Annotated in this window: 16 protein-coding genes and 2 pseudogenes; 12 read left to right on the plus strand and 6 right to left on the minus strand. The window is 67.4% G+C overall.

Going from position 1 to position 12979, the window contains the following annotated elements; genetic code table 11:
- Nucleotides 1–3: 3 nt before the first annotated feature.
- Nucleotides 4–786 carry a recombinase family protein gene (locus tag B4E97_RS10900; RefSeq protein ID WP_286959873.1) on the minus strand — a complete coding sequence of 261 codons (783 nt, stop codon included), beginning with the start codon at nt 784–786 and terminating at the stop codon, nt 4–6.
- Between the two features lie 1039 nt (nt 787–1825).
- Between B4E97_RS10900 and B4E97_RS10905 the strand changes: the two genes are divergently transcribed.
- The 9 genes from B4E97_RS10905 (at nt 1826) to B4E97_RS10945 (ending at nt 8229) form a co-directional block, all read left to right on the plus strand.
- On the plus strand, nt 1826–2731 hold the full coding sequence (locus tag B4E97_RS10905) for an Abi family protein (protein ID WP_286957689.1): 906 nt from the start codon (nt 1826–1828) through the stop codon (nt 2729–2731).
- 94 nt (nt 2732–2825) lie between these two features.
- A complete protein-coding gene (locus B4E97_RS10910; RefSeq protein ID WP_286959874.1) occupies nt 2826–3506 on the plus strand; it encodes a hypothetical protein in 681 nt (226 codons plus the stop codon).
- Nucleotides 3499–4620 (plus strand): helix-turn-helix domain-containing protein, encoded by a 1122-nt coding sequence (locus B4E97_RS10915; RefSeq protein ID WP_286957686.1) that lies wholly within the window; start codon nt 3499–3501, stop codon nt 4618–4620. Before B4E97_RS10910 ends, B4E97_RS10915 begins: the two co-directional genes overlap by 8 nt.
- Before the next feature lie 82 nt (nt 4621–4702).
- Entirely contained in the window at nt 4703–5596 is an 894-nt protein-coding gene (locus B4E97_RS10920) for a hypothetical protein (protein ID WP_286959875.1), read from the plus strand.
- 79 nt (nt 5597–5675) lie between these two features.
- Nucleotides 5676–5957 carry a type II toxin-antitoxin system RelE/ParE family toxin gene (locus B4E97_RS10925; RefSeq protein ID WP_286959876.1) on the plus strand — a complete coding sequence of 94 codons (282 nt, stop codon included), beginning with the start codon at nt 5676–5678 and terminating at the stop codon, nt 5955–5957.
- Entirely contained in the window at nt 5932–6252 is a 321-nt protein-coding gene (locus B4E97_RS10930) for a HigA family addiction module antitoxin (RefSeq protein WP_286959885.1), read from the plus strand. Before B4E97_RS10925 ends, B4E97_RS10930 begins: the two co-directional genes overlap by 26 nt.
- A 233-nt stretch (nt 6253–6485) precedes the next feature.
- Nucleotides 6486–7310: an alpha/beta fold hydrolase gene (locus B4E97_RS10935; protein ID WP_286959877.1), complete on the plus strand. Its 825-nt coding sequence runs from the start codon at nt 6486–6488 to the stop codon at nt 7308–7310.
- 227 nt (nt 7311–7537) lie between these two features.
- The gene (locus B4E97_RS10940; RefSeq protein ID WP_286959879.1) at nt 7538–7807 is read left to right on the plus strand and encodes a type II toxin-antitoxin system Phd/YefM family antitoxin; all 270 of its coding nucleotides are present in this window, start codon (nt 7538–7540) and stop codon (nt 7805–7807) included.
- Nucleotides 7804–8229: a type II toxin-antitoxin system VapC family toxin gene (locus B4E97_RS10945; protein ID WP_019286226.1), complete on the plus strand. Its 426-nt coding sequence runs from the start codon at nt 7804–7806 to the stop codon at nt 8227–8229. The genes B4E97_RS10940 and B4E97_RS10945 overlap by 4 nt, the downstream gene beginning before the upstream one ends.
- Before the next feature lie 35 nt (nt 8230–8264).
- Here the strand turns inward: B4E97_RS10945 and B4E97_RS10950 are convergent, their stop codons facing one another.
- Entirely contained in the window at nt 8265–8648 is a 384-nt protein-coding gene (locus B4E97_RS10950) for an NADPH-dependent F420 reductase (RefSeq protein WP_239265433.1), read from the minus strand.
- 57 nt (nt 8649–8705) lie between these two features.
- Between B4E97_RS10950 and B4E97_RS10955 the strand changes: the two genes are divergently transcribed.
- Entirely contained in the window at nt 8706–9227 is a 522-nt protein-coding gene (locus B4E97_RS10955) for a hypothetical protein (protein ID WP_286957665.1), read from the plus strand.
- Here B4E97_RS10955 and B4E97_RS10960 read toward each other — a convergent pair.
- Both B4E97_RS10960 and B4E97_RS10965 read right to left on the minus strand, forming a co-directional pair.
- A complete protein-coding gene (locus B4E97_RS10960; protein ID WP_019286223.1) occupies nt 9212–9607 on the minus strand; it encodes a DUF86 domain-containing protein in 396 nt (131 codons plus the stop codon). The two genes, B4E97_RS10955 and B4E97_RS10960, sit on opposite strands and share 16 nt — an antisense overlap.
- The gene (locus tag B4E97_RS10965) at nt 9604–10155 is read right to left on the minus strand and encodes a helix-turn-helix transcriptional regulator (RefSeq protein WP_349681179.1); all 552 of its coding nucleotides are present in this window, start codon (nt 10153–10155) and stop codon (nt 9604–9606) included. The genes B4E97_RS10960 and B4E97_RS10965 overlap by 4 nt, the downstream gene beginning before the upstream one ends.
- Here B4E97_RS10965 and B4E97_RS10970 point away from each other — a divergent pair.
- Nucleotides 10123–10371, plus strand: a pseudogene (locus tag B4E97_RS10970) (LLM class flavin-dependent oxidoreductase); the annotation flags it as partial. The gene B4E97_RS10965 and the pseudogene B4E97_RS10970 overlap by 33 nt on opposite strands.
- A gap of 47 nt (nt 10372–10418) precedes the next feature.
- Here the strand turns inward: B4E97_RS10970 and B4E97_RS10975 are convergent.
- Nucleotides 10419–10808, minus strand: a complete 390-nt coding sequence (locus B4E97_RS10975; RefSeq protein ID WP_042529932.1) for a heavy metal-responsive transcriptional regulator — start codon at nt 10806–10808, stop codon at nt 10419–10421.
- A gap of 106 nt (nt 10809–10914) precedes the next feature.
- On the opposite strand from B4E97_RS10975, the gene merA reads away from it, so the two are divergent.
- On the plus strand, nt 10915–12339 hold the full coding sequence (gene merA / locus B4E97_RS10980; RefSeq protein ID WP_286959884.1) for a mercury(II) reductase: 1425 nt from the start codon (nt 10915–10917) through the stop codon (nt 12337–12339).
- A 370-nt stretch (nt 12340–12709) separates the two neighbouring features.
- Here the strand turns inward: merA and B4E97_RS10985 are convergent.
- Nucleotides 12710–12964: pseudogene (locus B4E97_RS10985) on the minus strand (hypothetical protein); the annotation flags it as partial.
- Nucleotides 12965–12979: the final 15 nt, after the last annotated feature.

Genomic DNA, 12979 nt, shown 5'->3' on the forward strand with positions numbered 1-12979 from the left:
CGCTCAAGTCGGAAGAGCCGCGTAACGCGGATTTCGGAGAATGCCGAGCACCGTGGATGGCGACCACGGGCCGTCGCTGGGTACGGGGCGAGGGTCGAACCCGTCGGCTGCGCGCTTCGCGTTACGCTCGATCGCCACCGTGCGACTGTGCTTCTGCATGGTCGGCAGGTTGGGCAGGTCGTCCCGTTCATCACCAGAGAGAGCGAGCGCAACTGCGCGCAGCGATGCTCCGGCATTGAACGATGCGTAAATTCTCCGAACGGCGTCGGCCTCGTCATCGAGGACTTCACCATTCACCGAGTACCCGAGCGGCCGCATGCCCTTTGGTGCGCGCCCCATCGACGCGCGCTGTCGCTGGGCGAGACTCTGGCGCTCACCCTTGGTCTCGATCTCGTTCTGGGCCACCTCGGCCAGGATCCCAGCCGTCATCCTGCCGGATGGTGTCGACATGTCGAGGTCGGATCCTCGGACTAGGGCTACCTTCGCCTTCGTTCGCTGGCACATCTCGATCAGTTGGACAGTGTCGGGCCGGTTGCGCGTCAACCGATCCCAGTTCCACGCGATCACCACCGAGACCCGTCCGTCTGCCAAGGCGGCGAGAAGGCTCTCGAACCCCGGGCGACGCTTCCCGCCTGCTGCTGAGATGTCGTTGTCGGTGAAGACCTCGGCAACCTCGTAGTCGTTTGCGAGTGCGTACTTCTCGGCTGCTTCTCGCTGCCGATCTACGCCGAGGCGCTGGCCGGTGAGGTCCCTGCTGATCCTGAGGTAGATGGCTGCGCGAGTCATGTGTTGATGATAGGTTATTTCTCTTCGTAACCCCTTCTGCTCTGGTCTACCGTCATGATCCGGTCCGAGAGCATGAAGTCCCACTAAACAACCCGAGCAGCTAAAGTGATGCCAGAGTCTGAACCTGGGAGAGACATCGTGGTCTTGCTATTTATGCCATTTCCGAGTCGGTTCTGGATGGCGGGAAAAAGTGATTTCCCGAGGCTTGTAGATCCAGATATTGCAGATCAACGGCAGCGGCACTCAGATCGGGATGACCTCGATTGGGCTTCAGTGGCCCGCGTTGCGCACGAAAATGGGACACGAATTGTCCAAGGAGATGTCTACATCGACGACGATGGTGATCAAGTCTTCGAGCTGAAGCTCGACGGCTTGCCTGCTCTCGAAGCGAAAATCGTGCAGTCTTGGTTTCCGAAAATGATCGAGGCTCCAAGGGGGGACCCGGGGGACACTGTGCCGGCCAACGGTCGCCACCGTCTCTGGAACTGCTGGGTGGCAGAACCAACCCTGTCTCTGCCGGTTCACTCGGAATTACTTGGCTATGAGGACTCGGTGGAGTCGGAACCTCGACTGCGGTCGACCATGACGACAGAGGCTTGCCGCATTCTCTCGTCGTCTTCGGTGAATAGACATGCAGAAGCGCCGCGCTACTGGGAGAGAGTTCGTTACTGGGCTGAGCGCGCGGGTGCCGAATCTGAGTGAGCTGGGGGTGTGGATCGGCTCACAATGGCGGGTGGTGCGGCTGGGTAGGGCCGTCCAGTCGCGTTTTGTCTTCAAAGCCCGGCTTTCCACCGTGGCAAACCTGACGAACAAGGGCTAGAGGTTATTCCATTACGCAACGTGGTGGAGTTCCGCTTCAACGTCTAACGTCTGCCAGTAGCCGAGATATCGGTAGTCCGGGGGGGATGGCTTGCCACGCTGTCCTCGTCGCTTGATGTTGGCCGCGGGCCGCGTCTGCTACGGTGATACCAATCGACCCCCTCCCAAGCCTCTCCAAGAAGCTCAAATGGGAGGGGCCTCTTCCTTTCCAGGGTGCCCCATGAAGCCGTCGCTGTCCTGGGACGAGCAGGTCGCCCTCTTGGTCAGCCGGGGCCTGGCCGTCCCCGATGCCACCAAGTGCGCCCGGTTCCTCGCAGCGGCGAACTACTACCGGTTCTCCGGCTACGCCCGGTACTTCCAGAAGGCTCCTCACCTCGGCGACGACGGCTTCCGGCCCGGCTGCACGTTCGAGGAGATCCGTGCTGTCTACGACGCCGACGAGGCGCTGCGCACCGCGCTCGTCCGGCCACTGGCCCGCGTCGAGCTCATGCTCCGATCGCACACCGCCCGGGTCATCGCCGACGAGCACGGACCGTACGGCCGGTACCTCGAGGCCGACTTCTACACCGACGTCGGTGATCGCGAGCCGACCGTCGAGTCTTGCCTGCGCGACATCGAGCGCAGCCGGGACCGCCACATCCTGCGCTACCGGGGCGCTGGCGGCGACAGCGCTGACTTCAGCGAATTACCGGTGTGGTCGGCGGTCGAGGCCTGGTCGTTCGGCACGCTGTCCAAGGCGATCGAGCGAGGAGCCGGCGGCACGCTGGCCGACTCCGTTGCCACTAGCATCGGCGTCGCCAAGGCGGGCTTCGCCTATCGGGTGAAGGCCCTGGTCTACCTGCGCAACCGGTGCGCCCACCACAGCCGGCTGTGGCACCACTCCGTCATCGACGCCGGCCCGACGCCGAACAACGTGAGGAAGAAGGCGAAGAGAGAGGCCGGGCAGTTCGAGCCTCGGTCTGTGCTCGACGTCATCGCCTCCCTCGACGACATGACCGCCCGCGGCGGTGTCGCCGGCCCTCTGCTCCCGAAGCTCGCGGCCGAGCATGACCGGGCCTCGGAGTTCATGCAGGGCTTGGCCAAGCCGCAGAGTCCTCGCGACCACGCACGTGACACGCCAAGATGATCTGCTGAAGCGCGCGTGCGCGAATCATGTGTCATACTGAAGTTGCTGTCCCTGCCGAATCCGCGGCTCTGGACGCGGATTCAGGAGGTCCACGATGATTCCACTCTCACCCGCCGAGGCGCTCGGCAGTCACGCATCCGGGGTCCGCGATGTGCTCGTCGAGGTCGTTCGCTCTGTGCACGGCAGGTTTGCCGAGGCACACCTGGTGTCGGAGTCGCGGTACGCGATTGACTTCGGTAGCCAGTGGCGCGATCTGCTCGCCGATGCCAACGAGGCACTGGTTGACCGGGGCTTCCAGTCGCAAAAGTTTCGGCCGGCTGGATACAAGCTCCCCGTCGTCAATGACTGCTTGATCTACGTCTGGCGCATCCCGGACTCCGCTGACCCCGGTGACTTCGCGTCGAGTACGACGAAGAAGAACGGCTTCTCTGCTCAGCCGCCCGACCCCACCTTGTTCGATCCCGTCATCGGAGACGAGCCAGTCGAGCCCGAGCAGCCCGGGCTCGAGCGCGTGGTGCGAGCCGCCGGTGAGGTGATGCCGGTGGTGCTCGTTATCGTCCACTCCTCTCCCCGGCAGCTGCAGTCGATCGAATGGGCCGTCGCTGAGCTCGACGAGACGACCGGCAAGGTCAAGCGCCACGGCCAGGAAGCCATGTGGGAGCCGGAGCTCGTCGAGGCCGACGCGGCATCGGCTGGCGAGTCGTTCGACAGCGGCACCCCGGTGCCGCCTGGTATCGAGCCGCGAGAGCAGGAAGGCATAGACCCGGATGCGTGATGACACTCCGAGCCTGTTCGACGTCTCGGGCTCTGGGCAGACGCACGGACGCTTCGAGCCGGCGCGGCTGACCCAGGCCCGCGTCCGCCGCTCTGTGACCAAGACCGATCTGGCCGCTGAGGTGGGCGTCTCCGCCGCCGCAATCGGTCAGTACGAGGCCGGCGTCAACTCACCGCGCCCCGATGTCCTCGACCGCCTGGCAAAGGCGCTCGACGTCCGTCCTGGGTTCTTCGGCGTCGGACGCCCCCTGGCGCGCATCGACATGGTCAACGCTCACTTCCGGAGCCTGCGGACGGCCAAGGTGAGCGACCGTCAGAAGGCGTTGGCCACGGTCGCGCTGGTGTGGGAGCTGACGTTCGCGCTCGAACGGCACGTGAAGCTCCCTGAGGTCGACCTCCCGGAGGTCCATCCCGGCACCGCTCCCGCAGAAGCGGCCGCTCTGCTGCGCCGTCACTGGGGTCTGCCCGATGGTCCGGTCAAGCACCTGGTCGCCACGGCCGAGTCCCGAGGCATTGTGGTCGCCGTGCGACCTCTCGCCGAGATCGACACCGTCGATGCCTTCTCCGTCGTCATCGTCGACCGACCGATCATCATCACGACCCCGCGTCGGACTGAGAACGTGTTCAGGCATCGGTTCTCGATCGCGCACGAGGTCGGACACCTGCTGCTGCATGCCGATACCGCCGAGCACAGTGCTGCCATCGAGAAGGAAGCGGACGAGTTCGCCGCGGCCTTCCTCACTCCGGCTGCGTCCATGGACGCAGCCCTGCCGCAGCGGCTCGATCTCGCTGCCCTCGACCGCCTCGGCAGGACATGGGGGGTCTCACCGACCTCCCTGATCCGTCGGATGGTCGAGCGCGGGCGCACCACCGAGTCCTCGGCGCGGCGTGCCTACCAGCGGCTGTCGGCTGTCTACGACTCCAAGGCCGACCCGACCAGCGCCTATCCCGGCGAGGTGCCAACGCTGCTGAGGAAGGCCGCTGACCTCGCCGGTGACCACGGCGCGCCCGTACCGGCGCTTGCCGAAGCGTTGAAGATCAGCCCCTACCTGGTGCGCGACCTGCTGGGCGATGCCGACGAGCGCCCAGTGCTCCGCCTCGTCGGCAGTGACTGACCCTCCGGTCCCGCCGGATGGGGGCTGACTTGCCCAGGCCCGGCTTTGCCTCTCATCACCAACCAACGAAGGACCTTCATCGATGGCCTATCCCACCCTTGCGCTCCACCTGCTCATCTCGGCACCGGGAGACGTGCCCGTCCAGGACATGGCGACCATCCGCAAGACGATCAGCCAGTGGAACCTCAACCTCGGCCGCGTCGTCGGCCTCACCGTGCTGCCCGTGTCCTGGACCGAGCACGCGGTCGCCGAGTTCGGGGACCGCCCTCAGGCCATCCTCAACGACCAGATCGTTGAGGAGGCGGACTTCGCTGTCGCTCTCTTCTACGACCGCCTGGGCACTCCGACCGGTGAGGCAGATTCGGGTACGGCCGAAGAGATCAAGGTCCTCGTCGAGGCTGGCAAGTCGGTGGCGGTACTGGTGAATGCGTCCGCCAGACCGCCTCTCGGTGGTTCAGCCCTTGAAGAGCGGAAGCGCCTGACCGAGTACCTGACTGACCTGCGTAAGACCGCCCTCGTCTTCGAGTATGCCAACGAGGGCGACCTCATTAGCCACCTCAACAACTTCCTGAGCAGGGCTACTGCGCAGTTCCAACAGTCCGTCGAAGCCTCTAAAGATGAGGAACCGGCAGGGCCGGACCCCTCGGAAGGCGTGTGGCCGCGAGCCGAGGTTCGCGAGAGCGTGAAGACGGACAACAAGGGTCGGCTGAAGACCCAGCGGCACTGGTCGCTCGTGCTTCACAACACCTCGCGGGGACCGGCGTCCGACGTGGACTTCCAGTTCCTGGACCTGCCGGAGAATGCGATGTTCCGCGTGCATCGCGAGGAGGGTCCGCTCGGAACCATCCCGCCAGGTCAGGAAGCACGGTTCCCTCTGCTGCTCGCCATGGGGTCGCCAGACGCAGTCGATTGCGTGGTCACGTGGACCGACGCCTCGGGAAACGCCAGGGAGACGAGGGCAACAGTCCGAACCTGACGTTCCTAACCGTGGCGACGTGGTCGAGTTCCGGTTTAACGTCTAGCGTTAATGACGCTTCGCGTTATATGCTGGTCTCGTGATCAGATCGTTCGGGAGCAAGGACACCGAACGCATCTGGCACGAGCAGTACGTCAAGCGCGTCGACCGGACGGTGCTGCGGGCGACCCTGCGGAAGCTCGAGCTGATCCATGCGGCGAAGGATGTCGAGGACCTCCGGGTCCCGCCGGGGAACCGCTTGGAGCTTCTGGTCGGCGATCGTCGCGGGCAGCACAGCATCCGCGTGAACGCGCAATGGCGACTCTGCTTCGTCTGGAGAGATGGAGGTGCAGAAGATGTCGAACTCGTCGACTACCACTGAGGCGGACTTGATTCAGCCGATCCACCCGGGAGAGATCCTGATGGAGGACTTCATCGAGGGCTTGGGGATCACGCAGAACAAGCTGGCCGTGTCCATCGGTGTGCCGCCGCGACGGATCAACGAGATCGTGCACGGCAAGCGAGGGATCACGGCTGACACGGCCATTCGTCTGGCGCGGTACTTCGGAACGTCAGAGGAGCTCTGGATGAACCTGCAGTCGAACTACGAGCTGCGGCTCGAGCGGCGGGCGCTGCGCGACAAGGTCGCTGCGATCACGCCGTTGCATGTCGCATGACCGGGCATCTCGTCGTGATCTCCGGTCTTCCCGGCGTCGGAAAGACAAGGGCTGCCGAGATCGCCGCCGCGAGCACAGGCTCGATGCATCTGTCCATCGACGCCACGGCAACGCGGACTGCGGATGAAGTCGCAGACGCACTCACCGCGCGCCTCGGCGCAAGACGAGGCCCGTCTCGCTGATGGTTCTTTGTACCGAAACGCGGTGGAATTCCGGTTCGACGTGAAGTTCAGATGGAGACCGTCATGCTCCCGAATCCCCATGTGGTGCGCCGAGGCGCCGGAACGCCGGTGCTGTTCATCCACGGCAACGGAGTCGATCATCGGCTGCTGAGCGATCTCGACGACGTCTTCGCCAGTGATGACGGGGATGGGTGGGAGCGCATCTATGTCGACCTTCCTGGGTTCGGGCAGACCCCGCCGCTGATCGGGCGGGGCGGCCTGCCTGACGTTGCGGATTGGCTTGACGAGCTGACCTCCGAGCTGATCGGTTCCTCGTCGTTCGCCGTCGTCGCGAACTCGCTGGGGGGTCTGCTCGCGAGGGACCTGGTGGCGCGCCGACCGGCGCAATGCCTCGGGATGGCCCTCCTGGCACCGGTCGTCGATCCCGCGCACGAGCGCCGGACGGTGCCCGAGCGGTGCGTGCTCGTCGAGGACCACGATCTCCTGGCCTCGATCGCACCTGCGGACGCCGTGACGTACGCAGAAATGGCCGTCCTGCAGAGTCGCGAGAACTGGCTCCGGTTCCAGCGAGCCGCACTCCCTGGAATCACTGCGGCCGACGACGACGCGATGCGTCGCATCGGCGATCTCTACGAGCTCCCGCATTCGAACGAGGACAGGCTTGTGCTGGACCGCCCCGTGCTTGTCGTCGCGGGCAAGCGGGACCACATCGTCGGCTACGAGGATCAAGACGCGCTGTCGAGGCGGTTCCCTCGATCGACGTATGCGGCGCTCGACGGTGCCGGGCATAACGTCCATCTCGATCAACCGGAACTGGTCCGTGCTCTCCTGCGTGAGTGGAGGAGCGCGGTGACCACGGAAGCAGCGATCGCGTAGCGCAAGCTCGGCCCGTTGAGGATCGGCAGCCACGAGGGGTAGTTGAACACGTCATGTTCCGGAGCGACGCGACGTCGTCGAGTTCCGTTTCAACGTGTAGGCCAAAGGGCCAGCCTGGAAGCCTGGCTCCGCCCCCAGCCCGCCGGCTCACTCGTTCACTTCCTCGGCCCTCAGGCCGCCCCCGCCACTCCCGGCCTGCCCGTAGCACGTGCGCTACGCTCGGTGGTATGAGCGCGATCGAGCCTCCTGCGGAGAGCCTGTCGCAGCGTGAGCTGCGCAACGAGTCCGGGCGTGTGCTGCGGGCGGTGAGCGAGGGCCACTCCTTCGTCCTGACCAACAGCGGGGTTCCCGTGGGCCGGATCGTCCCGCTCGACCGGCCTCTTCCAGCGCTGCCGATCGCGCGCCCGGCGCGTCGCACCGGAGGGTGGACGGCGTTGGCGATCGAGCGCAGGAGTGGCGCCCGGAGCCTCGCCGACCTTCGCGAGGATCGGTTGTGACCTCGAGCGGGGTCGTATACGTCGACACGTCCGCTCTCGCGGCACTGCTCATCGACCAGCCAGAGAGTGCTGCGCTCCTGGACTGGCTCGACTCGACGGCAGCCGAGCTCGTCTCGAGCGACCTGCTGGAGACGGAGCTGCGCCGGGTCGCGGTCCGCGAGGGGCTCGACCAGTCAGACGTGACGCGACTCCTCGACGGCGTCGCCCTCGCAGCCCTCGATCGGGCCGTCTATCGAGGTGCCGGCTACCTGCCCATGCCCTACCTGCGGACCCTGGACGCCTTGCACCTCGAGGCGGCCATCCGGCTCGACGCCTCGGCTGTCCTCACCTACGACCGCAGGCTCGGCGAGGCGGCCAGGGCTGCCGGCCTGGACGTGATCGCCCCGGCTGAGCCCCTCGGCGCGCCGCCCCGCCCAGCCTGAGGGTCAGAGAGTCCGCTCGGGAGGAGGGCCGGCCGTCACATGTAGATCATGCGGCTGAGCCGGACGGCGTAGTCGGAGTCGAGCCCTGCAGCCGGGTCCTCCATGCGCTCGTTCAGGATCGCCGCCGCGAAGTCCCGGCGCTTCGGCAGGCGCTCGCGCTGCGCGGACTCCAGCGCCGCAGGGAGCTCGGCCGCGGTCAGCTCGGTGCAGTACGCGGGTGAGCCCGGCTGCTGGCGCCACGAGTCGGCGATCGAACCCGCGTCCACGGCGTCGAAGCCCGAGTCGTCCATCAGGGTGGCGGCGACCTCCTTGGCGCGCGGGTCGTCGCCCGCGATGGGGACGGCGAGGCGGTCGGGGTGCCCGGCGGGCAGGGCGCGGTCGGCAAAGGTGCCGGAGCCCACGGCGTTCCACGCCTTCACGATGGTGCGACCCAGCTGCTGGGATGCCCACTCGCTCTCCCAGAGCCTGGGGGAGACATGGATGATCGTGATGTGTCGACGATGCCCGTCGACGGCGTGCTCGGCCTGGCCGCCGTCGGTCCGACCGTCCTGTCTCGTGCCGGGCTGGAGCGCATCGGCTACGCCGACGTGTTCACCATGAGGGTGCCGGGCGCAGCGGCGACGCCGGAGCAGTGGGCTCGAGCGATGTTCGGCGACGTGCCGACCGTGGGGGAGCAGTTCATCTGGCAGGGACTGCTGCAGCTGCGACTGGTCCCCGGGCGATCGGGCTCGGCGGTCGCGGGGTGGCAGATCGCGGCGCGCGGCGAGGACTGGATTCGGCTCGAGGCCCGGTCCTGGGACATGGCTGTCAACCTGATCGTGCGCGCGACGCCGTCGGAGGTCTCGCTGGCCACGCTGATCCGCTACGACCGGTTGCCTGCCTCCCAGGTCTGGACGGTGCTCTCGGCGGTCCATCGCCGGCTGGCGCCGGGCCTGCTCCGGGCTGCTGCCACCGCCGTGGTGAGGGTTGATCGAGGGTCAGGTCAGGTCGGGTCATGAGGTCGCGGCGTGCCGTCCTGGGCGTCGAGCAGGCGCTCGATGGTCGCCCGCAGCTCGCGCGCATGACGTGAGATCACCAGCCACACAATGTCGTCGTCGACCGCGTCGTGCTCGTGCGCGATGCGGTGACGCATCCCGATCGCACGACGCCAGGTGGGGTCGCCCTGACGCTCGTCCAGGAAGCCCTCGGGCAGTCGGCGCACCGCCTCGCCCAGCTTGAGGACCACGGAGTCCGCGGCGAGCTTCGGCACCTCGAGGTCGGGGTCGCTGTCATACCACTCTCGGCCCCGGGCAGCGATCGCCTCCGCTCGGTGGCACAGGCGGACGATGTCGGTGAGGCGGGCGATGGTGGGTGCGGACAAGGCAGGTTCCCGCGTCATACGGGCACCGCCGAGGCCGCGATCTCATGACCGGTCCGCAGCGACCGAGACGTCACGATGTCGACCGGCACCTCCAGCAGGTCCTCGAGCTCCGCGGCGGCGTCGATGATGTCGAGCAGATCCAGGTCGTCGGCAGCGTCGACGAGCAGATCGAGATCGCTCCGGGTGGCATCGGAGGCGGTCGCGGCCGAGCCGAAGACCCGGGGGTTCGTCATTCGATGCTGCTCCAGCACCCGCACGACCGCGTCTCGATGTGCGGCCAGCGCTTCTCGGGGGAACGGGCGCAGCGCCGCCACGAGTCGCTCCTGCGACGCTGCCGACGGGCGCCGCCGTCCTGACTCGTAGGCCGCGATGTTGGGCTGCGCCACACCGCTGCGGGCAGCCAGGGCCGTCTGGGTGAGCCCAGCGCGCAGTCGCCGCTCCCGGAGATCGTCCACGCTGAGACTATATCGCGCGATATCAAGCCCCTCGCCTCCCGCAGGACTAATGCACGCGTCAACGACGTTGAGGGGCCCATGAAGGCCTTCGGTTTCCTCAGCTTCGGGCACTACGGGTCCGGACGTGGCCCGGGCGACCCCAGCGCCGGCCAGTCGCTCAAGGACGCGATCGAGATCGCCCGGGGCGCGGACGAGCTCGGCGTCAACGGGGCCTACTTCCGCGTGCACCACTTCGCGCGCCAGTCAGCCAGCCCCATGCCGCTGCTCGCCGCCATCGCCGCGACCACCGAGCGGATCGAGGTCGGCACCGGCGTCATCGACATGCGCTAGCGCATGTTCGTGTTATGGCTCTCGTTTTCTCGGTCCGCGCCCCTCTACAGGTACCGGCAGACCTGGTCTGGGCTGCATGTGTCGGGGTCCGGGTGCGCGGCGTCGTGCCGGAGGTCGGCGATGGTGCCGTGCAGGGCGGTGAGCTGGGCGATCTGCTGCTCGATCTCGGCCAGGCGCGCGTCGAGGAGGTCTCGCACGTGCTCGCAGGGCGCGTGGCCGCTGTCGCGGATGTCGAGGATTTGGCGGATCTGGGCGAGGGTGAGGCCTGCGGCCTGGCCACGGTGAACGAAGTCGATCCGGGCGACGGCGTCGGGCGCGTAGTCGCGGTACCCGGATGGCGTCCGGTCGGCCGGGGGCAGCAGTCCCTGCTCTTCGTAGAACCGGAGCGTCTTCGAGGTGGTGCCCGCGCGTTCGGCGAGTTCTCCGATGCGCATTGCGGCCTCCGATCATTCGGCAGGGGCCACGCTTGACCTTCCCCTGCACTGGAAGGTCCAGTATGGCTGAAACGGAACAGAAGTCCAAGCCTTGACGGGAGCAGCGATGCCTACGAAGTACGATCTCGCCATCATCGGATCGGGCGGCGGAGCGTTCGCCGCCGCGATTCGCGCGACCATGCTCGGGAAGTCGGTGGTGATGATCGAGCGTGGCACGCTCGGCGGCACCTGCGTGAACACGGGCTGCGTGCCGTCGAAGGCCCTCATCGCCGCCGCCGATGCACGGCACGTCGCGGCCGACGCCGCCGACCGGTTCCCGGGGATCGCGACGACGGCAGGCCCAGTGGACATGCCCGCGCTGATCGCCGGGAAGCAGGCGTTGGTCGAGACGATGCGGGGCGAGAAGTACGCCGACGTCGCCGATTCATACGGGTGGCACGTCCGGCGGGGAGACGCCGGGTTCGCGGGCACCCCGGACGCGCCGGTGTTGGAGGTCACCGCCGCAGACGGAGCGGTCGAGACGATCGAGGCCGAGCACTACCTGGTCGCCACCGGTGCGCGGCCGTGGGCTCCGCCGATCGACGGCCTGGACGAGGCCGGGTACCTGACCTCGACCACGGCGATGGACCTGACCGAGGTCCCCGAGTCGATGCTGGTGCTCGGCGGCGGCTACGTTGCCCTGGAGCAGGCGCAGCTGTTCGCCCGCCTCGGCTCCCAGGTCACCGTGCTGGTGCGGTCCCGGCTCGCGTCGAAGGAGGAGCCGGAGGTGTCCCGGACACTGCAGGAGGTGTTCGCCGACGAGGGCATCCGGGTGGTCCGCCGCGCGGTGCCGACCCGGGTGTCCCGGGACGCGGCGACCGGGCAGGTCGTGGTTACCGCGGACGTGTCCGGCGGCTCGCAGGAGTTCCGCGCCGACCAGGTGCTCAACGCCCTCGGACGCCGTCCCGTCACCGACGGCTTGAACCTCGATGCGGTCGGGGTGAAGACCGGGGACTCCGGCGAGGTGGTCGTCTCCGACCATCTGCAGTCGTCGAACCCGCGGATCTGGGCCGCGGGCGACGTGACCGGGCACCCGGAGTTCGTCTACGTCGCGGCCCACCACGGCACCCTCGTTGCCGAGAATGCGTTCGCCGACGCCGACCGGTCCGTCGACTACTCCCATCTGCCGCGGGTGACGTTCACCGGACCGGCGATCGGCGCGGTCGGGATGACCGAGAAGGAGGTCGTCGCCGCGGGGATCCGCTGCGACTGCCGCGTGCTGCCCCTGGAGTATGTGCCCCGGGCGGTGATCAACCGCGACACCCGCGGGTTCATCAAGATCGTCGTGAACGCCGATACGAGCGAGATCCTCGGCCTCACCGCCGTCGCCAAGGACGCCGGGGAACTCGCCGCCGCAGGCGTCCACGTGCTCGGCAAGACCACCGCCGAAGTCGCCGACGCCTGGGCCCCCTACCTGACCATGACCGAAGGCATCCGGATCGCCGCGAAGTCCTTCACCACCGACCCGTCACTGCTCTCGTGCTGCGCATGAACGGCAACGCATGCAATCGGGGAGATCTCATCCGGAAGAGGTGCAGACGATGAGCGCCGATCACGACCGCGACGAACGGCGCGCCGGTCCCATCGTCGCCGCAGGGACCGGGCTGCTCCTACTGGCATGCTTCGCGCTTCCGTTGCTGCTCTGCTGCGGCCTGCCGCTCATCGCGGCGGGCGGAGCACTCGCAGGCGTCGGAGGGCTCCTCGGCAATCCCTGGATCATCCGTGCCGGGATCGCCGTCGCGATGGCCGTCACGGCCGGGATGCTCGTCAGGCTACGGCGGCGGCACCGAGGCCGCAGGACTGGCTGCTGCGAAAATCCTTCGACTGCTGATCGGAACCGGTAGCTCGATCGGATCCAGCCATCACCGCCAACGGGGCCACCTCGGCATCCCGCGGCCCTTCCAGGTCTCCACGAGACCGGCGACCCAGCGGACGGACGCGAAGAGTCCGTAGCCGGCCCCGGCGAGGCCCATGGAGACCACGAGCCAGCGACCGATCCCGAGCCACACGCTCCCGTCCACGTCGAGGGCCCACTGAGCGCCCGTGATAAGCCCGGCGACGGCCATCCAAACACCCGCGACGATCACTGCGACCGGCAGCAGCGCGAGGCACTGGCTATGTCAACCCCACTT

It is taken from the genome of Arsenicicoccus sp. UBA7492, from assembly GCF_002479615.1.
Classification (GTDB): domain Bacteria; phylum Actinomycetota; class Actinomycetes; order Actinomycetales; family Dermatophilaceae; genus Arsenicicoccus; species Arsenicicoccus bolidensis.

Coding starts and splice junctions, on each gene's coding strand:
- B4E97_RS10900 (WP_286959873.1), bottom strand. CDS start 786: ATGACTCGCGCAGCCATCTACCTCAGGATCAGCAGGGACCTCACCGGC.
- B4E97_RS10905 (WP_286957689.1), top strand. CDS start 1,826: ATGAAGCCGTCGCTGTCCTGGGACGAGCAGGTCGCCCTCTTGGTCAGC.
- B4E97_RS10910 (WP_286959874.1), top strand. CDS start 2,826: ATGATTCCACTCTCACCCGCCGAGGCGCTCGGCAGTCACGCATCCGGG.
- B4E97_RS10915 (WP_286957686.1), top strand. CDS start 3,499: ATGCGTGATGACACTCCGAGCCTGTTCGACGTCTCGGGCTCTGGGCAG.
- B4E97_RS10920 (WP_286959875.1), top strand. CDS start 4,703: ATGGCCTATCCCACCCTTGCGCTCCACCTGCTCATCTCGGCACCGGGA.
- B4E97_RS10930 (WP_286959885.1), top strand. CDS start 5,932: ATGTCGAACTCGTCGACTACCACTGAGGCGGACTTGATTCAGCCGATC.
- B4E97_RS10935 (WP_286959877.1), top strand. CDS start 6,486: ATGGAGACCGTCATGCTCCCGAATCCCCATGTGGTGCGCCGAGGCGCC.
- B4E97_RS10940 (WP_286959879.1), top strand. CDS start 7,538: ATGAGCGCGATCGAGCCTCCTGCGGAGAGCCTGTCGCAGCGTGAGCTG.
- B4E97_RS10955 (WP_286957665.1), top strand. CDS start 8,706: ATGGATGATCGTGATGTGTCGACGATGCCCGTCGACGGCGTGCTCGGC.
- B4E97_RS10960 (WP_019286223.1), bottom strand. CDS start 9,607: ATGACGCGGGAACCTGCCTTGTCCGCACCCACCATCGCCCGCCTCACC.
- B4E97_RS10975 (WP_042529932.1), bottom strand. CDS start 10,808: ATGCGCATCGGAGAACTCGCCGAACGCGCGGGCACCACCTCGAAGACG.
- merA (WP_286959884.1), top strand. CDS start 10,915: ATGCCTACGAAGTACGATCTCGCCATCATCGGATCGGGCGGCGGAGCG.